This is a genomic window from Archangium lipolyticum, assembly GCF_024623785.1.
GTDB classification, from domain to species: Bacteria; Myxococcota; Myxococcia; order Myxococcales; family Myxococcaceae; genus Archangium; species Archangium lipolyticum.
The window spans coordinates 179238-202691 of sequence record NZ_JANKBZ010000012.1 but is presented as its reverse complement, the minus strand read 5'-3'; the positions used below and the strand labels follow the sequence as shown (position 1 = coordinate 202691).

Here is a 23454-nt window from a genome sequence, read left to right as displayed (position 1 = left end):
CAGAGAGGTGGAAGCAGATGCGCGTCATGGTGAGCCCGCTGCTGGAGCAGATCCGCCGGCGGGAGGCGAAGGTGGGCGTGGTGGGGATGGGCTACGTGGGTCTTCCGCTGGGTATGGCGTTCGCGGAGGCCGGCTTCCCCGTGATGGGGCTCGACGTGGACACGCGGAAGGTGGAGAGCATCGGCAAGGGGGAGAGCTACATCAAGCACATCCCCAGCGCTCCGCTGAAGGAGCTGACGGGCGCGGGCAAGCTGAAGGCCACGACGGACTTCTCGAAGGCCCGGGAGATGGACTGCATCATCATCTGCGTGCCCACGCCGCTGACGGCGTCGCGTGAGCCGGACATGAGCTACATCATCAAGACGGGCGAGGCGCTCGCGCCCCACGTCCGGCCCGGGCAGCTCTTCATCCTGGAGTCCACGACGTATCCGGGGACCACGGACGAGGTGCTCAAGCCGCTGCTGGAGAAGAACGGCCTGAAGGCGGGCGTGGACTTCCACCTGGCCTTCAGCCCCGAGCGCGAGGATCCGGGCAACAAGAGCTTCAACACGAAGACGATCCCGAAGATCGTCGGTGGCCACACGCCGGCGTGCCTCGAGGTGGCGCAGGCGCTGTACGCGAGCGCCCTGAAGGAGACGGTGGCGGTGTCCTCCACGCGCGTGGCCGAGCTGGCCAAGCTGCTGGAGAACATCTTCCGGTGCGTGAACATCGCCATGGTCAACGAGATGAAGATGCTCTGCGACCGGATGAACATCGACGTGTGGGAGGTCATCAACGCGGCGGCGACGAAGCCCTTCGGCTTCATGCCCTTCTATCCGGGTCCGGGCCTGGGCGGTCACTGCATCCCCATCGACCCGTTCTACCTGACGTGGAAGGCGCGTGAGTACGAGTTCCACACCAAGTTCATCGAGCTGGCGGGCGAGGTGAACACGCAGATGCCGTACTACGTGGTCACCCGGACCATGGAGGCGCTCAACAAGAACAAGAAGACGCTCAACGGCGCGAAGGTGCTGTGCCTGGGCGCGGCGTACAAGAAGGACATCGACGACATGCGCGAGAGCCCGAGCCTCCGGGTCATCTCGCTGCTCAAGGAGAAGGGCGCCGAGGTCGACTACCACGACCCGTACGTCCCTCGCCTCGAGGAGGGCCACGGCTTCCACTACACCATGCAGTCGGTGCCGCTGACCCCGGAGACGATCAGCAAGTACGACGCGGTGGTCATCCTCACGGACCACTCGAGCATCGACTACGCCATGGTGGTGAAGCAGGCGCCGGTGGTCGTCGACACCCGCAACGCCTGCAAGAACATCGGGCCCGGCCGCGAGAAGGTGACCAAGGCCTGACGCTGACGCCGGCCGGCCCGGTTGCCGTCCGGTGAAGCAGGAGGCCCCGCTACGGCGTCCAAGGAGGGGGGGACGCCGGGGCGGGGCCTCTATTCTTTCGGGGTGGGGCCCCTACCGCGCCTGCGGGGAGGGCTCGAGGCCCGCCGGCTGGGGGCGGACCCACAAGCTGAGTGGCAGTGCGGCCAGTGTGATGAGCGTGGCGACCAGGTAGACGTCGTTGATGCTCTCCACGAACGCGAACAGCTGGAGCTGACGAGGCTCCGTCACGCCCTGCTTCATGAGCACCGCCGCTTCCCGGGCCCCGAAGGTGGACAGGAGCGACGTGAAGATGGCGATCGAGAACGAGCCGAACACGTTGCGCAGCCAGTTGCTGATGGACGAGGCGTGGCCGCTCAGGCTGGGGGGAATCTGTTCCATGCCCGCGTTGCTGGCCGGCATGGTGGACAGGGAGATGCCGACGTTACGGACCAGCATCCACCACAGCACGTAGGTGTGTGAGATCTCCGGCGTCAGATGGCTCAAGGCGTACGTGCCGCCCGCGATCAGCAGGACGCCGGCCGCCATGAGCGTGCGCGGCCCGAGCGTTCCGTACACGCGGCCGACCAGGGGCATGAGCAGCGCCATGGCCAGGGAGGCGGGGAGGAGGATCAACCCGGTCTCGAGCGGCGTCACGCCCTGGATCCGCTGCAGGAACACCGGGATGAGGAACGCTCCCGAATACAGGCTGATCGTGATGATGCTCGAGACGATCAGCGTCACCAGATAGCGGGCGTTGGCGAGCACACGCAGGTCGAGCAGGGGAGAGTCCGTCCTCAACTCCCGGACGATGAAGACAACCAGTGACAGGACTCCGAGCGCGAACAGGGCCAGGGTCTTCCCACTGGTCCACCCCCAGGTTCCACTCTGGCTGAAGGCCATCAGGAGCGACAGGGTGCTGGTGACGACGGTGACGAGGCCGAGCAGATCGAACGACTTGGGGACCCGCAGGCGGTAGTAGGGGACCCTCCGCACGGCCAGACCCACGGCGACGAGGCCGAGCGGCACGTTGAAGAAGAACAACCACTGCCAGTTGCCCAGGGTGATCAACCAGCCCGCGAGTGTCGGTCCGAACGCGGGGGCGAGCATCGCGGACAGGGTCCAGAGACTGACGGCCATCGCTTGTCGGCTCCGGGGAAGGAGCTGATAGATGAGCGTCATGGTGACGGGCATGATGAGGCCGCAGAACGCGCCCTGGACGATCCGGAAGGCCACGATCGAATAGGTGTTCCAGGCCACCCCACACAGCACGGACGACAGGATGAACCCCACCAGGGCGGCCACGTACAGCCATTTGAAGCTGAAGCGGTCGCCGAGGTAGCCGGTGAGCGGCGCGACCGTGCCCATGGCGAGCATGAAGCCCGTCAGGGTCCACTGGATCAGGGAGAGCTCGGCACCGAAATACCGCTGGAACTCGGGAATGGCGATCGTGATCGAGCTGGAGCTCAACACGGAGATGAACGACCCGAGGAAGATGGCCGACATGAACGGCCAGAAGCGGATGTCGCGGGACCCTTCTTCTTTCTGGGGCATGCGATTCAGCGCTTGATGAGGGGCGCGCCGGGCACGGGGAAGGTCAGGTCCTCGGACGCGTAGTAGGAGAGGACCTGCTGCCGGTACTCCGGCCGCGAGTAGACGTCGGGGCGGGGCCGCTCCATGACGTCCACGAGGACGGAGGCGACCTCCTCGACGGGCTGGGCGCCGGGAATCTTGCGCGAGTCCACGCCGCCGCCGAGCGCATTCACCCCGAACTCGGTGGCCACCACGCCCGGAAGGAACGTGGTCACGTGGATGCCCGGGTAGCGCTCGCGCAGCTCCTGGCGCAGGTTGGCCGTCAGCGCGTTGAGCGCGTGCTTGGCCGCGTTGTAGGCCGAGCGCTCGGGGACATAGGGCACCCGCCCCAGCACGGAGGACACGTTGATGATGTGCCCGCTGCCGCGCGCCTGGAAATGCGGCAGCACCGTTTGGATGCCGTAGAGGGCCGACTTGACGTTGACACGCATCATCTCGTCGAAGTCGTCATCGGTGAGCTGGGAGACGAGCTTGCTGATGCCGCGCCCCGCGTTGTTGACCCAGACATCCACGCGTCCGAAGCGGCCGAGCGCCGCGTCCAGCACGCGTTGCACCTCCTCACGACGGGAGACGTCGGCGGCGACCGGAAGCGCCTCGGACCCGCAGCGTGCCGCCACCTGACGCAGCTCGGGCTCGCGCCGCGCGGCGAGCACAGCCAGCCAGCCCTTCTTGCCCACCTGCTCGGCCAGGGCGGCGCCGATACCCGCGCTGGCCCCGGTGATGACCACGACCTTCTTGTCCATGACCGTCTCCTCGTGGAGCGCATGCTAATGGAGTCTCCACGGAGTTCGTGGACATACTCGTGTTGCGCATGCTCCCTCTCCCTCTGGGAGAGGGCGGGGGGTGAGGGTAATGGCCGACAAAGGGGTGAACCTGGCCGGTCGCTTCTCGGGCGGGTAGGAGTGCCAATCCAGCCGTCCAGGAGGGGCGCTCCGTTTTTCTCCGATGGGGAGCGAGGGAGGGCTCGGGTAGAGTCGGGGTGTGAGAATACGAACCTGGCCAGTCCTCTCGCTGCTCGCCGCTTCCGCCCTGCTCACCGCCGCCGCGCCCCCTCCGGACAAGCGCGCGGTGCTGATGGACGCCATGGCGGAGGAGCTCCAGCGCAACCAGCAGCAGCTCAAGCTGCAGAACCACGAGCCTCCGTACTTCATGAGCTACCAGCTCAAGGACACGGAGCAGTACGGCATCGTCGCCCGCTACGGGGCGATCTTCCAGGATGACACGTATCGGGATCGCAAGCTGTACGTGGACGTGCGGGTGGGCTCGTACGAGTTCGACAACTCGGGCCCCGAGGAGTACGACTTCTTTGGAGGAGGCAAGGGCTCCAGCTACATCTCCAACAAGGACGCGCCGCTGGACGACTCGCCCCTGGCGTTGCGCACCTCGCTGTGGCTGGTGACGGACGAGAAGTACAAGGCCGCGCTCTCCAGCTTCCTCAAGAAGAAGGCGGAGAACGTCTACGCGGTGGAGGATCCGAAGCAGCCGCCGTCCTTCTCCAAGGAGAAGCCGGCGACGTACACGCAGCCGCCGCTGGCCTTCCCGTTCGATCGCGAGCGGTGGGTGCGCGTGGCGCGTGACGTGTCCTCGCGGTTCAAGGGCCACCCGGACATCTTCGACTCGGAGGTGCGGGTGACGGCGGACAAGGTGACGCGCGTCTTCGTGTCGAGCGAGGGGGGGCGCATCATCAGCGAGCAGACGATGTACGGGCTGCACGTGATGGCGGTGACGCGGGCGGACGACGGGCAGCTGCTGGACAACTCGCGCAACTACTACTCGCCCACCGAGGCAGGGCTGCCGGACGAGAAGAAGCTGGCGGAGGCGACGAGCAAGGTGATCGAGGAGCTGATGGCGCTGCGCAAGGCGCCGTCGATCGATCCGTACACGGGGCCTGCGATCCTGGCGCCGGAGGCGGCGGGAGTGCTCTTCCACGAGACGTTGGGGCACCGGCTGGAGGGAGACCGCCAGGATGGGGAAGGGGAGGGGAAGACGTTCCGCGGACAGGTGGGCAAGCAGGTGCTGCCGACGTTCCTGAGCATCGTGGATGACCCGACCCTGCGCACGCTGCAGGGCGAGCCGCTCAACGGCTACTACGAGTACGACGAGGAGGGAGTGAAGGGGCAGAGGACGGTGCTGGTGGAGAAGGGGGTGCTGAAGAGCTACCTGGTGTCGAGGAGGCCGGTGGATGGCTTCCTGCAGTCCAACGGGCACGGGAGGAGCCAGGGGACGCGCAAGCCGGTGGCGCGGATGGCGAACCTGATCGCCGAGTCGTCGAAGCAGGTGGATGACGCGGAGCTGAAGAAGCAGCTGATCGCCGAGGCGAAGCGTCAGGGCAAGCCGTACGGGCTGATCATTCGGGACATCACGGGAGGGAACACGAACACGTCGAGCTACGGGTACCAGGCATTCAAGGGGATGCCGAGGATGGTGTACCGGGTGGACGTGAAGACGGGGCAGGAGACGCTGGTGCGCGGGGTGGAGATCGTGGGCACGCCGTTGTCGTCGATGAACCGGATTCTGGCGACGGGCCGCAAGCAGGGCGTGTTCAACGGCTTCTGCGGTGCGGAGAGCGGGAACGTGCCGGTGTCGACGGTGGCCCCTGCGGTGCTGCTGCAAGAGATTGAGTTGCAGCGGGCGATGGAGGGCAAGGACCGGCCGCCCATCCTGATGAGCCCGGCAGCGAGCAGCACCGCGAGCGGCGAGGTGAAGTAGGTGGTGAAGGGGTGGCTGTTCGCCGACAGGCACCCCCTCACTGATGCTGGTGGCGGTAGGGATTAGTGGCCCCAAACACTCCCTGGGCTCCTCTACACCTGCTTGGGGGAACGGTCCTGTTCAGGCGAGCTCCGAGACCGAGGGCCGGTGGAGCTGATTCACGGCATACTGCAACCGCCGGTTGCCGCCGATGAAGATGACGCGAGGGTCGGACGGGAGCGTCGCATCACCGGCGAAGCCGGCCAACGAGTCGTGAACGTACTCGTCGAAGAACGCGATGAGCTTCTCGTCGCGTAGACCCTTGCTGTGTTTGAACTCGGCCCCGTAGGCATCAAGCAGTGCCTTGTAATGCGGGCGCAGCTTTCCGGTGAAGGACATCAACTTGAGCATCAGGGCATCGGTCAGGAGTTGCTCGTCGTAGAGGCGTAGGTTCTTTGCCAACGAGCCATTCGAGCTGGGAAGCGTGTCATGGACGGCTTTGACGGCGAGGTACTCGTTTCGCTTCTGCTTCGAGGTGTCCATGAGTTTCCGCACCTCGTCGAGCTGCTCCCGGGTGGGTCCCCCGTGATGCTCGGGCCTGGACCCCCGGAGCATGCTCCAGACGGCCTTGTCATGGGCATCGTGGTATTTCTCCGATTCGGCATCCAGCCTGTCCATCTCGGCTTGCGTTGCTGCCCTCTGTGCGGCCCAGCCTGGTTCGAAGTCACGCAGAAGGGCCTCGTCTTGCGTTGGCAGTCCGGCCTTCCGAGCCTTCATGTTGGCGGCGATTTTGTAGAAGCGCCACTGGTAGTAGACGCGCATGTGGGCCAGCACCTGCCGACCCAGCGGCTCGCCCGCCCCGCCCTTCACGGCATTCATGTAGTGATTGAAGCGCTCCAGGAGCTTCTTGTATTCGCCCGCGCTGCCCTCATCCATCCCGAAGTCCTTCAACCTCCTCTTATCGGGGAGGGTCTGGTAGAGGGGCACCTTGGCGTGGATCGCGGTGTCACGCATGAGCCGCAGCGGAATGAGGCTCAGCATCGAGCCGGGCTTCGAACTTCGTGCCCTTCGCCAGGGCGGTAGCCACCGCCCACGTCCGAGTGGACGCCGGGAAGGACCATCTCCCAGCAATTCTTCGGGTAGAAGTTTCCCTGGAGGACGCTGTCCAGGGGAAAGGAGTTGCGGATCTCTTGGCCAGCCGCCAGATGGAAGCACTCTTCCACCATCTCGGGAATGCGCAGATCGTCAGCCCAGGAGCCATGACCAATGTCTTCTGGGTGGTCACGTCCGCGAGCTTCGCGGCCTGCTGAAGTGCTTCCTTGGACTGCTGGAGCTTCGGATATTTTTCAGCGGCCATTACGGCATTTCCCCATCTGTTCATCCGCCACGGTATTGCCCGACTCCTTGCGCTTACCCGGGTCCACTCTGTCCAACCGGAGTTTCGGCGTGGGGTAGTGTTCTGTGAGCTCGGCCTCGATATGCCCATCCGGGAAGAAATGGATTCCCAGGTGCGTGGGGGAGGCCGGCACAGGGCCGGTGATCAGCACTTCCTGCTCGCACCAGCGATCCCCGTCGCGTGTCCATTCGACTTTGACTCGCAAAGGGAGTTCGCTGCCCGGAGAGAAGAGTACGCAGCACACACTGCCTCCCCCGCCCGAAGTCGGTGAGCTGACGTTGATGTTGCCACCACCCTGCCCATTCACCGAGAAGCTGTCGATGTACAGATCGGTGTAGTTGAAGCCGTTGATCTCCAGGGAGAAGCGCTTTCGCAAGATCCGGGAATCCGCGGTCGTGGCGGGCCCTTCAACCGGTTTCTCTCGGGGAGTGGACTCATTGCAAGCGGCCAGGGCCAGCAGCAATCCGAGAAACGCCGTACGCGCCCCCCGCCGCGCCTGCCAAAGCCCCACCAACCGACCCGTCATGTCCCTCTCCCTGGAGCGCGGAAAAGTGATGATCGGGGTTGGCCCGCGCCGAAGACTCATGCTCCCCCCACTCGGCTCGCTCCATCATGCGTGGAGCATGTTCCACCAGCACGTCCGAGCAGAGGGACTATAGGATTTCCTCACACTCAGGGGCAAATACCCAGATGGCGAGCGCCCCGCCAGCGTCCCGAGCCGTGCCCGCAGCCGGGGGGACCACCACTTCCGCGGGCCTCCCTGCCGCGGAGCTGTGCCCGGCTCTCAGTTCACCGGGAAGGACTCGAGGGCCTTGAGGATGACGGCGACGAGCGTGAGCGTCGGGTTCGCCGCGGCGCCGGACGGGAAGACGGAGTTGGAGGCGATGTACAGGTTGTCGACACCATGGACCCGCAGGTCCGGTGTCACCACCCCGTCTGCCTCCGAGGCGCTCATGCGGGTGGTCCCCATCGCGTGGTCGCCGCGCTGGGGGTAGATCCCCTCGTACACGGGCGTCAGGCCCATCTGCACGAGGATCTTCTTCATGTTGTCGAGGTGGCCCTGGGCGACCTGCTGATCATAGGTGGCCCGCGGAGTCTCGATGATCGTCTTGGGCAGGCCAAAGCGCGTCGTCTCCCGACCGAGCTGCACCCGGTTCTCCGCGTGGCTGAACTCGTGCAGGGAGCCCCACAGCTCGAATTTCATGCTCCCTGTGGCGGCGGCGGCCATCTCCTCGGCCGTCTTTCCCTGGTTCATCAGGGTGCCGAGGTTGAGGAACGGGGTGTTGTAGTTCGCCGTCACCAGCACCTTGCCCTGCGCCTGCTGGCTGGCGGTGTCCCACTGGCGCGTGCAGAGCGTGGGGAAGTTTAGCTCGGCCTGGAGCTTGTTCGGATTGGAGCTGGCGATCGCCTGCGAGGACAGGAAGGGAGACGCGACCAGGTAGCGCCCCACCAGGTCCGCGCCATTGCCGATGCCCGTGTCCCAATAGGTGTTGGCCGAGGCCAGCAGGAGCTTGGGCGTCTCGATGGCACCCGCGCAGATGAAGACGTGCTCCGCCTCGATCGTGTGGACCTCGCCGTTACGGGTGTCGACGTACTCCACCCCCGTCACCTGTTTCCGGCTGCTCATCAGGATCTTCCGGACCGCGGAATGGAGCTGGAGCGTGAACCGCGTGTCGGTCTCCAGCCGCTCCAGGGGCTGATCGCCCGTGAAGCGAGCGCCAATGGGGCAGTAGTCGCAGGTGCCCGTCGTCACGCAGGCAGGCCGGCCGGCGATGGGCTCGGTGTTGCGAGCCATGGGCATGTGCTGGAAGGAATACCCGAACGACTGCAGAGACTGGATGATCGGCGCCGCCAGCGCGGGGTATGGCGGCGGCGGGAAGGGGTACGGCTGGCTCCGGAACGGAGGTGGCGTGGAGTCGCCAGCCACCTGCAGGAATTGCTCGGCCTTACAGTAGTAGGGCTCGAGCGCGGCATAGTCGAAGGGCCAGTCCATGCCCTGATTCGTGTTGCTCTTCAGCCGGAAGTCTTCCGGCTGGAAGCGCGGTGCCCAGCCACCCCAGTGGAGCGTCGAGCCTCCACGGCCGATGATCCGTCCTCCCGTGATCTGCCAGGGGACCACACCCGAGGACGAGAAGTCATCGGGTTGATCATACAGGCTGGTGTACGGCAGACGCCCGTTCATCACATGGTCGAGCCAGGCTCTGCGATCACGCATGGGGACGGCCGGGCCGGCCTCCAACATGACCACGGGGCCATGGCCCTTGCGAAGCATCTCCTGGGCAATCAATGAACCGGCGACGCCCGAGCCGATGATCAACGTACGTGTGGACTGCGCCATGCTCAGGCCCCCCGGTACGGCAGATGGGACGGATCGTTGTAGGTTCCACCCATGAAGCCCGGGTAGTTGAGGTAACCCATCTGCCGGAATGAGCCATGGGAGACCTGCAGGTTGATGAGCTCCGCCAGCGTGTACTTGCGGATGTGGCCCGCCACCGTCGTCTCTGGAGCATCGGCTGGGATGGCGAAGAGCTCATCAAGGGCACGCTCCGGGCCGTATTGCTGGCTGAGCTGCTCGTAAGCGCGATGGATCAGCTGGTACTCCGAGAAATAGCTCGGCGTCTGTGTTGTCTTGAGGTCGAGGATCTCCCGCAGTCCCTCCTGATCAATGGTGCAGAACCCACCATTCTTCCAGCGCGTACCGATGGCGGAGAATACGGTCCACAGGGACGCGGCCTCGACGGCGCTCAGCGTTCCCGTGTTTTCAGGATCCAGGAGCCCCTCTGGGACGGCGGCATTCGGATCGAACGGCGCGGGCTTGGGGTCATCCTTGCAACCCCAGAGCAACAGTCCGGTGCCCGCCGCTGACCCCAGCACCAGGAGCCGTCTACGGCTCAGGAGCTCACTTCCCTCGCGATTCATGCTCAGCCCCTCTCCAAGTCCATCGACGGACAAACTCCCAGGTTAGGAGAGGTTCGCCCACGGTCACAAGCTCCCAGGCCACGAATGGATGCAGGGGGCGGCCAGTTGCCCGGCGTCCGGGATACGGTGGATTTCCTGTTGGAGGGCAACGGGAGAGGGGGCTCGGACCCCGTCAACCGCGCGTCCCCGTGGGGCAGTGGAAATACGTGGTACCCACGTCTCCCGCCACGGTGAGCCTCTGGAAGCCCAGACGCTCATAGAAACGCAGTGCCTGGGTATTGTCGTTGCTCGTGCCCAGATGGAGCGAGGGCGCGCCCACGGCGGCCGCCGCGGCAAGGAATGTCTCCACGAGGCGCCGGCCGAAACCGGCCCCCTGCACATGGGGGAGCAGGTTGACATGCAGGTGCGCCGGGTGGGGGGCCAGCTCGGGCGCCAGCATCCACTCGGGATGGTGCAGCCTGGCGATCAGCCGCTCTTCCGCGGAGAGGGCCGGCTCGACCGGGCGGGGATGACGGCCAGCCACGCGCGGCAGCCACCGGGCATGCCAGGCCTCCACGAAGGCCGGCGTGTCGGCGGCGCCGAGCACGTACCCGACCGCGCGTCCGCCCTCATCGACCACGAACGCCAGTTGCGGCTCGAGCTCGAGGTAGGGGCCCGCGTAGACGTCGGGCAGCAGCTCGTCGCTCCGGTAGAGACCCCGAGCATCCTGCCCGTCCGCACCCGTACGCACACAGATGTCATACACAGCATCCCGGTCATCCGGGTGGTAGGGCCGAATATGAAGGGAGGAGCGCATGTCCGCCGAGCCTACCCTGACGCGAATGGGTTTTCCGCTGCGGGTGAAGCACAGCGGCCCGCCCTGAAAGTTCGGGGCGGGCCGCCGCATGACAGAACGAGAGGTGTTACCCCGGCGTCAGCAAACGCCGTCGCGGGTTTGGCAGTACTCGAAGCAGACGGAAGCCGAGGTGGGGCTACGGCATTCGGAGCCGTCGCAACAATAAATGATGATCCAGGAAGCGTGCTTCGTGTCCGCATCGGATGAGCCGCACTGCTCCGCACACTTTTCAGCGGAACCAGTGCACGAGGTTCCGTTGCCACACGAAATGTACACCTCTTCGTCGGACGTGCCTCCACAACCCGCCAGCATCCCCGCTGCCATCAACCCTGCGATGATTGTCCTTCGCATCTTGTGATGTGCCTCCTGAGTGAGCACTGCGCGGGCCACGGTAAGCCAGGGTGTCCCCTCTGGAAAAGAAGTTGAGCCGGTAGGGAGGTCACCTGGTGGGCTACGACTTCCTGGTCTTTGCTTCCGGGGGTGACCCTGCCATACGGAGCCGGTGCACCCTCTCTTCGCCAGTCTTTCCGGCCTCCGGGGACTCCTCATCACCCCTGTGCCCGCGGTTGTGGTCGGCGTCTATGTGATGCTCCGGCACGGCGTGTCACCCGCCGTCATCGTGCTCCAGGCCGTGGCTGCAATCCTCGCGGGGTGGATGGGTGCGCGGGTTGCCCGTCTTCCGCCAGACAAGGTGCTTGCGTGGGCCCCCGCGCTTGCCGCCGGCGGGCTCCTTTGCGGCTTCTTGACGCTCGTGTCTCCCGGCCTGGACGACGTTCATCGCTGGTGGGTGTTGGGGCCCCTCCGGGTGCATGCCTCGTCGCTCCTCGCCCCCCTCGTTCTTCTCGGGACCGCTGTCCTATTCGACGCGGGGAGGCCCCTCGCCGCAGCGGGCGTCGTCCTCTTGATGCAGGCGCTCCATCTCATTCAGCCGGATGCCGCCCAGGCGACCGCGTTTGGAGCCGCCTCGCTGGTACTCCTCATCCTCTCCCCCGGAGCGCCGCTGCTGCGCTGGGGTCTAGGCTCGGTGGTGCTGCTGTCCATCGCGCTCGCCTGGGCGCGCCCGGACCCGTTGCTCCCCGTGCCTCACGTCGAGGGCATCGTTCGGCTCGCGGCCGAAGCCGGCATGCTCTGGGGCGTCGCGGCCCTCGCGTCGCTGGCGCTCATCCCGCTGGGACTGGCTCTCGTGGGGGGACGCGGGTGGAGTCGCGCCTCCCCGCTGGCGCGGCGGGTGACCGCAGGCCTCGCGATGTACCTCGGGCTTCAGGCGCTCACCCCCGCTTTCGGTCATTTCCCCGTGCCTGTCCTCGGCTTCGGCGTCTCCCCCCTCATCGGCACCTGGCTGTCGCTGGGTTTCGTGGGCGCACTGGGGCCACGGCAACCCCCCCTCTCCTGAGCGGCCTCATGCCGTGGGCGCCATCTCCAGCCTCCGCGCCTTGCGCTGTGACAACAGCAGCCCGTAGCCCACGGCGATGAGCAGCACCTCACGGGCGCGCTTGAGCAGGACGAAGGCGGCGGCCAGGTGCAGCGCCCCCGGGCCGGCGAGGCCTCCGATGAAGGCCGCGTAGCCAGCGTCCTGCACGCCCAGCCCCGCGGGCACGAAGAAGACGAGCACCTTGAGCACCGACATGATGCCTTCCAGGGCGAGCGCCTCGCCAAAGCCCACCTCCAGGCCGAGCAGGCGCAGCAGGAGGAAGGTCTCGGTGGCATCGGCCACCCACATGCCCACGTAGAGCAGGGCTGGCAGCAGGGACTCGCGCGGAGCCAGCATCCTCCCGAGGTGCCCGTCCGCACGCGCGAAGCCCGCCTTGCGTCCCTCGAGCCAGCGCTTCAGGCCTCGGCTGGGGAGGCGCTCCAGGAGCCGTCCCAGCCGTCCGGCCAGCGCCCCCCCGCCGAGGCTCCACGCCGAGCCACCGGCCAGGAGGATGAGGGCCAGGGCCGCTCCCATCGCCAGGTGCGGGAGCCCGGAGACGCCGAGCACGCGCTGGGAACTGGTGACGAGGAAGTCCCACCCGAGCGCCACGCCCAGGCCCAGGAAGAGGCCATGGCCGAGGACGATGAGGCACTTGCGGGCGGCGAGGACGCTCACGCTCTCGTGGAGGGGCACGCCACAGCGGCGCGTGAGGAGCATGGGCTTGAGCGTCTCGGCGAAGAAGGCGCCGCCGGGGAGGCTGATGAGCAGGGCGTCCGCGGAGAGCCGGAAGGAGAGGAGCCTCAGCGGCGCCACGCGTCGCTCGAGCACGGCGAGGATGCGGCTCCAGGCCACCCCATCCACGGTCGCCGAGAGGGCATAGGGCAGTGGGACGAGCAGCACGGTGGGGCCGAGCAGCGCGACGGCGCCCCAGGCGCGCGACAGGTCCACCTCGCGAAAGGCTCCATGGAGGCAGGCGGCGGCGACCAGCAGGCCGGCGGCATGGAGTACCACTCCGCGCGGCTGGAGCTTCGGGCGGGCGGAGGGCGTGGAGGGATCAGGGGGGCTGGCTCTCAAACGGAGCCCTCCTCGGTGAGCTCGGAGATGATCCGCATGTGAGGTAGGGACTTGCGACTGCTGTGAGGCGCTTGTGGGACGGCCAGGTGACTTCAGGGTGAATTCGGTGGCGGCTCGAGCCTCTGCCAAAACCCCAGAGTCTCCCTTCTGAGCCGTTCGCTCGCCTGGAGCACGGGCAAAGAGCCTTACCCAGTTGGGACGTCCGTGGAGGGAGAGGGCCAGCGCTCACATCCACCGGAGGCCCGACTCCACCCCAAAGGCGGAGTCCTGTCCCTGGCCGAGGCGGGCTTCGCGGAGGCCCCATGGCATTCATCCATCGAAACGTCCCAGGTCCAGATGTCCGTTCCAGACGTGTTGCCCGGCAACGCCTGGTATCAGGCCCTTCGAGAGCAGTGCGCTCTCATCATGAAAGGACTGCCGTGCCGGGCGCTACCTGAGCACCCGGGACAAGAGCCTCTTTGAAAGTATTACTGGAAGATGCCTGTTGTCGAAAGTGAGACGGGGCGGGGTGTCTGACCCGGACTCCAGTCCACAGGAGCGGGAATGGCCGTCCGGATGGTCACTGGGCCCCATGCCCGAGAGGCAACCCATGGATGTGCCAAACGAACTATATACACTCGATAGCCTTTTCTCCCTGACCGGCTCGGCGACAGCCGTCTGGATGATCACCAGCGTGATCGGCTACTTGATTGAACCCAGGGATAGCAGGGCGCTCAAGAAATGGTTCGGATTGTTCCTGGCCCTTGCCCTGTCGTTCCTGGGCACCTCCCGGGTGGAGGATCCCACGGTTTTGACCTGGGGTGTGGCATTGGTCAATGGGTTCCTGATCTATCTCACGGCCGTAGGAGCCAACACCCTCGTCGCGCAGTCCGCGGCCAGCACCGGGAGCGTGAAACCTCCCGTGCGAGGAACGAGCATCGGCAACAAGGGGAAGAGGGGCGGGTTCGCTGAAGCCTGGTATTGAGGGCCCCCATGAATTTCGATGACTTCGTCGAACGTTGCGTCGTGAGCATCCTGCTCCCGAGGAAGTCGAGATTCCGTCCTGAGTCCTGGACCATTGTCGGCACCGGTTTCTGGGTCTCGCCAGCGGGATACTGCATCACCTGCCATCACGTTCTCACCGACAATGGTCTCGACCCCTCTGACGTCCACCTCAAATACAGGGAGACGGTGCTTCACGCACGCCTCGTGCAGGATATTTCAAACCTCGAGAAGGACACGGCCGTCCTGAGGGTCAGCAGTCCGCTCGAAGAGCCTGTCGAGTGCGTACCCCTGGGCTCCGCGAAGCCCGACACGGAGGTGCGTCTGTTCGGATACAGAATGGGGTTCACGGACGGCTACAGAATCACCGGTACACTCCGGCCCGGGCAGAACCTTCATTCGTTCGGGATGGTCTACAACCTCGAAACATCCCTGCCGGGCGGCAGCACGGTCGGGGGCATGAGTGGAGCACCGGTTTTCGATCCACGGCGGAAGGTGGTCGTTGGCATTCAACACGGTGAAGAAGAGAAGGGCCCCTCCACCACCTATATCCACCCCATCGAAGTGGCGTACGAGACCTGGCCCGATCTGAACAGGATCGCACCTCCAACGGGCATTGAACGGGCCACCGCCAAAGCGACTCTATCCAAGCTTCCATCCACTGGACACGCGCTTTTCGGGCGGGAAGACGAACTCAAGCAATTGAATGAGGCTTGGAATGACATCAGCACTTCTGTCCTATGCCTGGTGGCGTGGGGAGGCGTGGGCAAGACCTCGCTCGTCAACCACTGGTTGGAACGGCTCAAGGCCGGCGGCTTCGACGGTGCGGAGAGAGTCTATGCCTGGTCATTCTACAGCCAGGGCGCGGTGGAAGGAAGACAGGCCTCCGCCGATGCCTTCCTGACACATGCCCTCGAATGGTTTGGTGATACCGAGGCAGCCGATGATACATCCTGGGCCAAGGGGGTGCGGCTCGCCGAGCTGATTCGAGAACAGCGCACCCTCTTGATCCTGGATGGGCTCGAGCCACTCCAGTACCCACCCGGCGACCTGCAAGGGCAACTGAGGGACGCCGGACTCAAGGCGCTACTGAAGGAACTGGATCGTACGCAGCACAAGAGCCTGTGTGTGATCACCACGCGGTTGCCGGTGGAAGACATCCGAGGCGCGAGAACCATCAACCTGGAGGGACTCTCCAAGCAGGCAGGAGCCGAACTGCTACGCTCTCTCGATGTAAGAGAGGTGCCTTTCGAGTTGGAGGCCGAAAGGTTCCAAGAGGAGCTCGAAAGAGCAGTAGCCGATTACGAGGGACATGCGCTTGGACTGACATTGCTGGGCCGGCACATCGCCATCGCCTACAATGGGGACATACGGCAGCGCGACAAGGTCTCCGCACAGACTGGCGGCATCTACAAGGATCCCAAGCACGGTGGGCATGCGCGGAGGGTGATGGAGGCCTACGAGCGGTGGATTGGCGACACCCCCGAACGGAACATTCTCTATCTGATGGGGCTCTTCGACCGGCCGGCGAGCCTGGATGCGCTCGAGGCACTCATTGCCGCGGAACCGATTGACGGGTTGACCTCCGGGTTGAGAAGCATATCGACCGAGGATTGGAAATTCGCCCTGGCCAGACTGAGGGATGCACGATTGATCGCTGAGGAGCATCCAGGGCAACCGGACACCCTGGACTGCCATCCATTGGTCCGCGAGCATTTCGGCGTCAAGCTTCGGGCGGACAATCCGCGGGCGTGGCGAGCGGCACATGATTGTCTATACGAGTACTTCAAGGGGTTGCCCGCCACGCACCAACCCGCCACACTGGAAGAAATGGAGCCCCTTTTCCAAGCAATCCGTCATGGTTGTCAGGCAGGCAGACACCAGGAGGCGCTTCAGGAGATCTACGGAGAACGAATCAACAGGAACGGGGCCTTCATCGTCAAACAGCTTGGCGCGCTCGGTACACACCTGGTCGTCATTTCAAACTTCTTCGAAAGACCCTGGACCAGACCCGCTTCCGGGCTGTCAGATGCCTACAAGGCCTGGATTCTCAATCTGGCCGGTTACGGCCTGGCGGCGATGGGGCGCCTGCGTGAGGCCACCGAACCCATGCGGGCCGGACTGGACATGAAGCTCCAGGGGAAGAACTGGAAAGGGGCATCGGGTGAGGCGAACAACCTGAGCAGTGTTCATTTGAAGCTTGGAGAGCTGAAGAAAGCCGTCGCCTATGCCAGGAAAAGCATTGCTCATGCCGATCGGGATGGCGATGAGTTCCACCGCCAGTCCGCATGCTCGACCCTGGCTCATGTGCTGCATCAACTGGGTGACGCAACCCAGGCTGAGGAATGGTTCAAGAACGCGGAAGATCTGCAGAAGCAACGGCAGCCGGAAATTCCATTTCTGTGTTCTGTCGATGGCTTCGATTTCTGCGACCTGCTGTTGGATCAAGGAAAGTACGAGGACGCAAGGAGCAGGGCCAATCGGGCTTTGCTCCTCGCGGAGGGAAATGGGAGCAAGCTGGATATCGTGCTCCACAAGCTGACGCTCGGGCGCGTCTTCACCCTGGAATATTTGAGGAAAGGCTTTGGAGGCTTCAATCGAGTGAAGCCACGAAGTCTCGGCATCGCCGACAAATCGATTTCCGTGATGATGATGACCGGAGACAGCGGTGGAGCGACATCATCCCCCGCCGTTCAAGCGGCCTTGTTGGGTGCGTTGGCGGTGGCGTCTTTTCCTGTACACCTCGATGAGGCAGTGGAGGGGCTGCGCGGAACAGAACGGCAAGATTATCTGCCTCTCGCGCTGCTGACGCGCGCCGCGTTGCGCCGCGCGCACGGAGCGCTCGCCGAGGCCCAATCCGATCTGGACGATGCGCTGGATGTCGCGGAGAAGACGGGAATGAGGCTCTATCTGGCTGACTATCACCTCGAAGCCTGCCGGCTGCGCTTCGCGATGAGCCGGTTGGCGGGTCGTGGAGGCTCCCCGGAAGGAGCCGAGGAACAGAGGGAAAAGGCGTCCGACCACCTCCGCAAGGGCCGAAGTCTGGTGGCGATGATGGACTATCATCGTCGAGATGCGGAGGTCGTCGGCTTGGAGCGGATGCTCTCCGGCGGGGAATGAGAAAGCTGTTCTCTCTCTATGCCCAGACCAGCGGCAGGCTCGTGATGGCCAGAGCGAAGCCACCCGAGAACCGCGGCGGGGCCTGGGGATCCAACCGGAATGGCGGGACGCGCTTCAACCACTCCTGGTAGAACACCTTCATCTCCAGGCGGGCCAGATTCAGGCCGACGCACCGGTGCGGACCCGTGTTGAACGTCATGTGCTGCTCCGGCCGGCCCAGGATGAACTGCTCGGGGTTGGTTACCGCGCCTCGATCAGCATCGGCAAGCCGTTGCGCGCTCCGAGGGTGCCGAACATGTCGAACTGCGGCACGTGGCCGGGCTTCAGGCGCAGCTTGAAGCGGCGTGCGAGCATGGCCGCCATCACGTGTGTCTCGAGCAGTGAAAAACTGTTGCCCAGGCAGATGCGCGGTCCGGTGGCGAACGGGTGATAGGCGTGAGCATGGCGCTCGGCCTCGCGCTCGGGCAACCAGCGGTCGGGATCGAAGCGCTCCGGCTCATCCCAGAACGTCGGGTGCCGGTGGGTGGCGTAGGCGAAGACAATCGTTCTCGTGCCGGCCGGGATGCGGACCCCATCGAGCTCGTCATCGGCAACGGCGTCACGGGCGTACATCGGCGCGGCCGGATAGAGCCGGAGGACCTCCTTCACGACCTGGAGGGTGTACGGGAGCTTCTTCAAGTCGTTGAGCGTCGGAGGCGCGTCGCCCAGCACCGAGTCCAGCTCGGCATGCAGCCGCCGCTCCACCTCCGGGTTCTGGGACAGCGCGTACCACAAGAACGAGAGCGTCCGCGCCGTGGTCTCATGCCCGGCGGCGAACATGGTCAGGCCGTTGTCGACGAGGAGCTGCTCCGCCATGAACGTTCCCGTCTCCTCGTCCCGGGTCGTCATCAGCTTCGTCAGCAGGTCATCCGGCCACTGCTCGGTGGGGATGGCCCGGCGCCGCGCGATGAGCTCGTGGATGTAGGCCGTCACGAGCTTCTGGGCCCGGCGGAACCGCAGGTTCCCGGGAGTGGGCACCCACATTGGTACCTGGACGGGGCGCATCTGCATGCCCGAAATGTGGGAGACCAGCGTCTCGATCGAGTTCTTGATCCGCAGCAGGGTGTCGCCCGAATCGGTGCTGAAGACAGAGTGGAGGATGACGGAGGCGGTGACCCGCATCATCTCGTCGAGCATCTCGACAGGGCGGCCGGAGCCCTGGTGGAGGGACCGCCAGCGCTCGATGAGCTGCTGCGTGTCGGAGAGGAAGATGGGGTAGAACTTCTCCACGCCGCGAGGGGTGAAGAACGGCGCCATGAGCTTGCGCTGCCGGCGCCAGTCCTCGCCTGTGGCGGTGACGATGCCATTGCCGAGCAGCAGTTCGCGGAGGACGTCGTAGCTCTCGGCCTTGTCGTAGCTCTCGCGGCGCGTGACGTTGATGTGGCGCACGTGGTCCGGGTGGGTCACCAGCAGGAACGACCGCGCACCCATCCGGATGCGGATCAGATCCCCGTGCTGGCGCCAGGTGTTCGTCATCCAGCCAAGGAACCCCTCTCGCCGGACCGTCTTGAGCAGCTCGAGGGTGGTGGGAGCGTACTCGTGGAGGGTACGGGTCGTGCCGATGGAGGGTGCCGGATTCATGGTCGTGGAGTTCTCGGGCAGGTGCTCCGGTGCCTCATGCGAAGGCACCTGGGTTTCGTGGCAGTTCATGCCACAGAACTGGCAGAAACCGCCACGTGCGTCAGGGTGGGGATGGGTGCGCGACCGCGACATGACGGCTCCCCCCGTTGTGACAGTTCCTGCCACGACTTGTTAGGCTCCGCGCCAATGCCCCAGCGAGTGCGCCCCCAACCCCAGGAACGGCCGGCCGCAGGTGCGGACCGGGTGTCTTCGCCCCTCACCATTGCCCCGCGCGAGGGGCGCGACCAGGCGATGCTCGAGGCCTCGCGCGCCGTCATTGGCCTGTTCCTGCGGGAGCGCACGAGCGACTTCTCCGTCAAGGAGCTCGCGGCCCACGCGGGCCTCTCCGAGCGGACCTTCTACCGGTACTTCCCCCGGAAGGAGGATGCCATCCGCCCCGCCGTCGACGCGTCGCTCGCGCGCATCGTCTCCGACCTGCGCGCCGCACCCCGCGGCAAGACCCTGCGCGAGGCGCTGGCGGATGCGCTCAGCCGGTCCCTCGCGGAGGAGAGCTCCATGAACTGGGAGAACCTCCTCTCCGTGCTGAATGAGACGGAGAGTCTCCGCGCGGTGTGGCTGCAGATCCTCACCGACGCGGAGGTCGCTCTCGCGCACGTCGCCGCCGAGTGGCTGGGTATCTCCCCGGACTCGCAGCGGGCGCGTCTGGCCGGCGCCGTCCTGGCCACGGCGGGACGCCTCGCGCTGGAGCAGCCGTTCTTCGCGGGGAGGAAGCGCGACCCGGGCGAGGTTCTCTCCGAGTGCCTCGCGTTGCTCGGCCCGGCCCTGTTCGAGGAGCCCGCGGGTGGGCACAGGACTGTGAGACGCTCACCGCCCCGGTGAGTCTGCCCCGATGCCTCGCGACGTTGATTTCCACCGGCTCCCTCAAATATCCGACGCTCCCAGCGTCTCCAGTGGCCGGGGAGAGAGGGACGCGCCCTGGGGAGGTCCCTCTCGCGCGGGCTGGCACCTGCGTTGCAATTGCGTAGGGCACATGAAAACAACACAGACGTTGTTCCTGGCAGGGGCACTACTCGTTGGCTGTGGGGGAGGGGAGCAGCTCCCCGAGAAGGAGAAGGGCGAAACGCACTTCGAAGAGAGCCATTACTACCGCCGGACGTTCTTCGCCGGTGATACCAACTGCGAGCGCGCGAGCGCGGCGGGTGTCAATTGCTACCAGACGCTCGACCTGTGCGCGAACGGCCGTGCCCTGCTCATCGTCACCGACATCATGAATGACGGCTCGTACTCGCTGCGGGACGGTCAGGTCGTGCTCACGCTCGAGGGCCCCCGGGAGGCGGGATTGCCCGAGACGTCCACTTTCGCCCGCGAGGAGGCCGACGCGGGACTCGTCGGCCTGGGGGATGAGCGCTGGGAGAGGTACACGCCTCCGTACCTCTCCTGCGGCTGAGTCAGAACGACAGCCGGAAGTGGATGGATTTCGGCCGGGTGAGCTGGTCGAAGCCCAGCGCGCTCAGGCTGTGTCCACGACCCGAGCTCTTCACACCAATCCACGGCAGCGCCGGATCCACCGAGTCGCAGCGATTCATGTACACGGTGCCGCACTCGAGCTGGGTGGCGAAGCGGGCCGCGAGCTCGCGGTCCTTCGTCCACACGCTCGCCGTCAGGCCCAGCTCGGAGCGGTTCATCAACTCCAGGGCCTCCTCGTCCGAGTCCACCGGAGACAGGGGCAGGATGGGCCCGAAGGACTCCTGCTGCATCAGCCGCATGGAGGGGTTCAGGTCGGCCACGAGCGTGGCTTCGAAGAAGCGGCCCCGGCCGTCCACCTGGGTCCGCTTGCCGCCCACCACCACGCGGGCTCCCTTGCCCCGGGCGTCGTCCACCAGCTGCTCCAGCTCGGCGGGGTGGTGGGGCTGGGCAATGGGCCCCAGGCTCGTCTTGTCATCCATCGGATCGCCGAGCACGTACCCGCGCACCAGTGCCTCGCAGGCCTCGGTGAAGCGCTTGTAGAGCGAGCGGTGCACGTAGACGCGCTCCACCGCGCAGCAGCTCTGGCCCGCGTTGTACATGGCGCCGTCCACCACGTTCTCCACCGTCTTGTCGAAGTCGCAGTCCGCCGCCACGTAGGCCGGGTCATTGCCACCCAGCTCCAGGCCCATGTGGAGGAAGCGCCCGGCCGCCGCCTGCACGAGCCGCTGGCCGCCATACACCGAGCCGGTGAACACCACGTGGTCCACCCGTCGGTCTCCCACCAGGCGCTCGCTCGTGGGGTGGTCGCAGTGCAGCGCCTGGACGAGGTGGGGGGGCGCTCCGGCCTCGGAGAAGGCGCGGGCGAAGTGCTCTCCGCACAGCGGCGAGCGGGGCGAGTGCTTCACCACCACCGCGTTGCCCGCCAGCACGGCCGGTACCACCACGTTCACCGCGGTGAGCAGCGGGTAGTTCCACGCCGGGAGATCCAACACCACCCCCAGCGGCTCCTTGACGATCCGGCGCTCGAAGCCCGGCTTGGGCGGCAGCACGATGTCCGCCAGCGAGGCGTCGGCGATGGAGATCATGTAGCGGGCGCGCTCGGCCATGCCCCGGATTTCCCCCCTGGCCTGGCTCAGGGGCTTGCCCATCATCCGGGAGATGTCGGTGGCGATGGCGTCCGCGCGGGCCTCCATGGCGGCGACCATGCGCTCGCACCAGGCCTTGCGCTCGGAGAGCGGGGTGGCACGCGCGGCCCTGGCGGCGGCCCGGGCCTGATCGAGGACGGTGTTGATGGCCGCCTCGTCCGCGAGCTTGACGGAGCAGGCGACATCACCGGTGTAGGGATTGTCAACAGTCAGCAGGGTCATGGCCGGCAAGCTAGTGTTCTCGGCCACTCCTGGCCTGGGGCAAGCAGTGGCTCCCGTTCGCTGAAAGAAAGGCTGCCTTCTCCAGAACGGACCAGGCGTTCGCTCCTGGACGTCTCTCATCCGGCCCCTCCCCGCCGGGCTACCAACGCACGGGCAATGACTCGAAGCCGCGGAAGGTGAGGTGGTGGCACTTGAGCTCCGGCAGCCGCCCCTCCTCCAGCCGCAGGTGGGGCATGCGCTCGAGGAGCACCTCGAGGGCGATCTCCAGCTCGCGGCGGGCCACTCCGGCGCCCACGCAGGAGTGGGCTCCGAGGCCGAAGCTCACATGCTTCTGGTGGAAGTGGTCGCGGGTGATGTCGAAGCGCTCCGCGTCGGGGAAGACCTCCGGATCCCGGTTGGCGGCCGCGAGCACGAGGAACACCAGGTCGCCCTTTCGGAGGGTGCTTCCGCGCAGTTGGAAGGTCTCCTTGGCGATGCGGAAGATGTTGGGCACCGCCGGCCGGAAGCGAATCGTCTCCTCCACCGCCGAGGGCAGCAGGGTGCGGTCCTCCCGCAGCTTCTGGAGCTGGTCGGGGTGCGTGAGCAGCTCGTAGACGGCGTTGCTGATCAGGTCGGTGGTGGTGGTGTGCCCGGCGAAGAGAAGGAGGATGGCATTGGCCACCAGCTCTTCGTTGCTCATCCCTCCCGCCGCCTGGGCCTGGATCATCCGGCTGAGCACGTCCTTGCCCGGGGCCTGCCGGCGCTCCTCGATGACGCGGGTCAGGTAGCGGCTGAGCTCCACCATGGCCGTATTGGCCCGGCGAGCCACCTCCCTCCTGTCCGAATGGGCCGCCGGAGCGGAGAACTCGGCGATGGGTTGCGACCAGCGCTGGAAGAGCTCGCGGTCTTCCGCGGGGATGCCGAGCAGCTCGGCGATGACGAGTTGCGGGAGCGGGTAGGAGAGCTCCCGCACCAGGTCCATGCGCCCCCAGTCTCGCACCCGGTCCACCAGCGCATCCATGATGCGGCGGATGACGGGCCGCCAGACCTCGATTGCCTGGTGCGAGAAGGAGGGACTCACTTGCCGGCGCAGCCGGAGGTGCTCGGCACCATCCTTCATGGCCATCTGCCGGCCGGCGATTTCCAGGAAGTTGCGGATGGCCTCCAGGTCCATTCCCTGGAGCTGCGCCTCGTAGAACATCTCCCGGGCGGCACTCAGGCGCGGGTCGTGGAAGCAGGCCACCACGTCGTCATGGCGGGTGATGAACCAGGCATTCGCCGCGTCCGACCAGTACACGGGGGCGTTGTGGCGCAGGACCTGGTAGAGCGGGTTGGGATCGAGGAGATTCTCGGGGCTGGCAGGATTGAGCTGGAGCTTTTGCGCCGTACTCGACATGGCTTCCCTCCGCGTGGATGTCTGGCTTTGCTGCCTGACATGCTCCACTCTGTCATCGAGCCCGTCGTGGGGCTGTGACTCGCTTCACCCGATAGGAGTAAGGGTGCTCACAGAGGGCAACAGGAAGGGCTCCCGCAAGTGGGGGCCGCCCTACTGTCCACGTAATCGGGGCAAGCCCACCCGCCGCCGCGCTGCACGGCCAGCCCTGACCGGGCACCGCCGGTAGCGGCGGCATGGCAGAAATCGTCGG

19 protein-coding genes are annotated in these 23454 nt (G+C 65.8%); 7 read left to right on the top strand and 12 right to left on the bottom strand.

What is annotated here, in order from left to right; translation table 11 throughout:
* The first annotated feature begins 17 nt into the window (after window positions 1–17).
* On the top strand, window positions 18–1343 hold the full coding sequence (locus NR810_RS25630; RefSeq protein WP_257456127.1) for a nucleotide sugar dehydrogenase: 1326 nt from the start codon (window positions 18–20) through the stop codon (window positions 1341–1343).
* A 111-nt stretch (window positions 1344–1454) separates the two neighbouring features.
* Here NR810_RS25630 and NR810_RS25625 read toward each other — a convergent pair whose 3' ends face one another.
* Both NR810_RS25625 and NR810_RS25620 read right to left on the bottom strand, forming a co-directional pair.
* Window positions 1455–2912, bottom strand: coding sequence for a DHA2 family efflux MFS transporter permease subunit (locus NR810_RS25625; RefSeq protein ID WP_257456126.1), 1458 nt, complete (start codon window positions 2910–2912; stop codon window positions 1455–1457).
* 5 nt (window positions 2913–2917) lie between these two features.
* Complete coding sequence (locus tag NR810_RS25620) at window positions 2918–3694, bottom strand: SDR family oxidoreductase (protein WP_257456123.1); 777 nt, start codon at window positions 3692–3694, stop codon at window positions 2918–2920.
* 238 nt (window positions 3695–3932) lie between these two features.
* Here NR810_RS25620 and NR810_RS25615 point away from each other — a divergent pair, with 238 nt between their 5' ends.
* Window positions 3933–5660, top strand: a complete 1728-nt coding sequence (locus NR810_RS25615; protein WP_257456119.1) for a TldD/PmbA family protein — start codon at window positions 3933–3935, stop codon at window positions 5658–5660.
* A gap of 120 nt (window positions 5661–5780) precedes the next feature.
* Here the strand turns inward: NR810_RS25615 and NR810_RS25610 are convergent, their stop codons facing one another.
* The 5 genes from NR810_RS25610 to NR810_RS25590 all read right to left on the bottom strand — a co-directional run bounded on the left by NR810_RS25610 (window position 5781) and on the right by NR810_RS25590 (window position 10750).
* Window positions 5781–6680 carry a hypothetical protein gene (locus NR810_RS25610; RefSeq protein WP_257456117.1) on the bottom strand — a complete coding sequence of 300 codons (900 nt, stop codon included), beginning with the start codon at window positions 6678–6680 and terminating at the stop codon, window positions 5781–5783.
* A 305-nt stretch (window positions 6681–6985) separates the two neighbouring features.
* Window positions 6986–7561, bottom strand: a complete 576-nt coding sequence (locus NR810_RS25605; RefSeq protein WP_257456115.1) for a DUF3304 domain-containing protein — start codon at window positions 7559–7561, stop codon at window positions 6986–6988.
* A gap of 258 nt (window positions 7562–7819) precedes the next feature.
* Entirely contained in the window at window positions 7820–9373 is a 1554-nt protein-coding gene (locus tag NR810_RS25600) for a GMC oxidoreductase (protein ID WP_257456114.1), read from the bottom strand.
* Between the two features lie 2 nt (window positions 9374–9375).
* Window positions 9376–9954 (bottom strand): hypothetical protein, encoded by a 579-nt coding sequence (locus NR810_RS25595; RefSeq protein ID WP_257456113.1) that lies wholly within the window; start codon window positions 9952–9954, stop codon window positions 9376–9378.
* Between the two features lie 172 nt (window positions 9955–10126).
* Complete coding sequence (locus NR810_RS25590; protein WP_257456112.1) at window positions 10127–10750, bottom strand: GNAT family N-acetyltransferase; 624 nt, start codon at window positions 10748–10750, stop codon at window positions 10127–10129.
* A 595-nt stretch (window positions 10751–11345) separates the two neighbouring features.
* Between NR810_RS25590 and NR810_RS25585 the strand changes: the two genes are divergently transcribed.
* A complete protein-coding gene (locus NR810_RS25585) occupies window positions 11346–12182 on the top strand; it encodes a hypothetical protein (RefSeq protein WP_257456111.1) in 837 nt (278 codons plus the stop codon).
* A gap of 6 nt (window positions 12183–12188) precedes the next feature.
* On the opposite strand, the gene NR810_RS25580 is transcribed toward NR810_RS25585, so the two are convergent.
* The gene (locus NR810_RS25580; RefSeq protein ID WP_257456109.1) at window positions 12189–13274 is read right to left on the bottom strand and encodes a flippase-like domain-containing protein; all 1086 of its coding nucleotides are present in this window, start codon (window positions 13272–13274) and stop codon (window positions 12189–12191) included.
* Between the two features lie 589 nt (window positions 13275–13863).
* Between NR810_RS25580 and NR810_RS25575 the strand changes: the two genes are divergently transcribed.
* Both NR810_RS25575 and NR810_RS25570 read left to right on the top strand, forming a co-directional pair.
* Entirely contained in the window at window positions 13864–14238 is a 375-nt protein-coding gene (locus NR810_RS25575; protein WP_257456107.1) for a hypothetical protein, read from the top strand.
* Window positions 14239–14246: 8 nt separating this feature from the next.
* Window positions 14247–17375, top strand: a complete 3129-nt coding sequence (locus tag NR810_RS25570; RefSeq protein ID WP_257456105.1) for a trypsin-like peptidase domain-containing protein — start codon at window positions 14247–14249, stop codon at window positions 17373–17375.
* A gap of 16 nt (window positions 17376–17391) precedes the next feature.
* Here NR810_RS25570 and NR810_RS25565 read toward each other — a convergent pair whose 3' ends face one another.
* Window positions 17392–17595: a cytochrome P450 gene (locus tag NR810_RS25565; protein ID WP_257456284.1), complete on the bottom strand. Its 204-nt coding sequence runs from the start codon at window positions 17593–17595 to the stop codon at window positions 17392–17394.
* 20 nt (window positions 17596–17615) lie between these two features.
* Window positions 17616–18995, bottom strand: coding sequence for a cytochrome P450 (locus tag NR810_RS25560; protein WP_257456104.1), 1380 nt, complete (start codon window positions 18993–18995; stop codon window positions 17616–17618).
* Between the two features lie 243 nt (window positions 18996–19238).
* Between NR810_RS25560 and NR810_RS25555 the strand changes: the two genes are divergently transcribed.
* Complete coding sequence (locus NR810_RS25555; RefSeq protein WP_257456102.1) at window positions 19239–19874, top strand: TetR/AcrR family transcriptional regulator; 636 nt, start codon at window positions 19239–19241, stop codon at window positions 19872–19874.
* A gap of 151 nt (window positions 19875–20025) precedes the next feature.
* The gene (locus NR810_RS25550; RefSeq protein WP_257456100.1) at window positions 20026–20442 is read left to right on the top strand and encodes a hypothetical protein; all 417 of its coding nucleotides are present in this window, start codon (window positions 20026–20028) and stop codon (window positions 20440–20442) included.
* Between the two features lies 1 nt (window position 20443).
* Here NR810_RS25550 and NR810_RS25545 read toward each other — a convergent pair whose 3' ends face one another.
* Both NR810_RS25545 and NR810_RS25540 read right to left on the bottom strand, forming a co-directional pair.
* The gene (locus NR810_RS25545) at window positions 20444–21829 is read right to left on the bottom strand and encodes an aldehyde dehydrogenase family protein (RefSeq protein WP_257456098.1); all 1386 of its coding nucleotides are present in this window, start codon (window positions 21827–21829) and stop codon (window positions 20444–20446) included.
* A gap of 139 nt (window positions 21830–21968) precedes the next feature.
* On the bottom strand, window positions 21969–23204 hold the full coding sequence (locus NR810_RS25540) for a cytochrome P450 (protein ID WP_257456096.1): 1236 nt from the start codon (window positions 23202–23204) through the stop codon (window positions 21969–21971).
* Window positions 23205–23454 lie beyond the last annotated feature (250 nt).

What these genes read in the sequence shown, in the direction of transcription:
- NR810_RS25630 (WP_257456127.1), top strand. Translation starts at nt 18, where the DNA reads ATGCGCGTCATGGTGAGCCCGCTGCTGGAGCAGATCCGCCGGCGGGAG.
- NR810_RS25625 (WP_257456126.1), bottom strand. Translation starts at nt 2,912, where the DNA reads ATGCCCCAGAAAGAAGAAGGGTCCCGCGACATCCGCTTCTGGCCGTTC.
- NR810_RS25620 (WP_257456123.1), bottom strand. Translation starts at nt 3,694, where the DNA reads ATGGACAAGAAGGTCGTGGTCATCACCGGGGCCAGCGCGGGTATCGGC.
- NR810_RS25610 (WP_257456117.1), bottom strand. Translation starts at nt 6,680, where the DNA reads ATGCTGAGCCTCATTCCGCTGCGGCTCATGCGTGACACCGCGATCCAC.
- NR810_RS25605 (WP_257456115.1), bottom strand. Translation starts at nt 7,561, where the DNA reads ATGACGGGTCGGTTGGTGGGGCTTTGGCAGGCGCGGCGGGGGGCGCGT.
- NR810_RS25600 (WP_257456114.1), bottom strand. Translation starts at nt 9,373, where the DNA reads ATGGCGCAGTCCACACGTACGTTGATCATCGGCTCGGGCGTCGCCGGT.
- NR810_RS25595 (WP_257456113.1), bottom strand. Translation starts at nt 9,954, where the DNA reads ATGAATCGCGAGGGAAGTGAGCTCCTGAGCCGTAGACGGCTCCTGGTG.
- NR810_RS25590 (WP_257456112.1), bottom strand. Translation starts at nt 10,750, where the DNA reads ATGCGCTCCTCCCTTCATATTCGGCCCTACCACCCGGATGACCGGGAT.
- NR810_RS25575 (WP_257456107.1), top strand. Translation starts at nt 13,864, where the DNA reads ATGGATGTGCCAAACGAACTATATACACTCGATAGCCTTTTCTCCCTG.
- NR810_RS25570 (WP_257456105.1), top strand. Translation starts at nt 14,247, where the DNA reads ATGAATTTCGATGACTTCGTCGAACGTTGCGTCGTGAGCATCCTGCTC.
- NR810_RS25560 (WP_257456104.1), bottom strand. Translation starts at nt 18,995, where the DNA reads ATGAATCCGGCACCCTCCATCGGCACGACCCGTACCCTCCACGAGTAC.
- NR810_RS25550 (WP_257456100.1), top strand. Translation starts at nt 20,026, where the DNA reads ATGAAAACAACACAGACGTTGTTCCTGGCAGGGGCACTACTCGTTGGC.
- NR810_RS25545 (WP_257456098.1), bottom strand. Translation starts at nt 21,829, where the DNA reads ATGACCCTGCTGACTGTTGACAATCCCTACACCGGTGATGTCGCCTGC.
- NR810_RS25540 (WP_257456096.1), bottom strand. Translation starts at nt 23,204, where the DNA reads ATGTCGAGTACGGCGCAAAAGCTCCAGCTCAATCCTGCCAGCCCCGAG.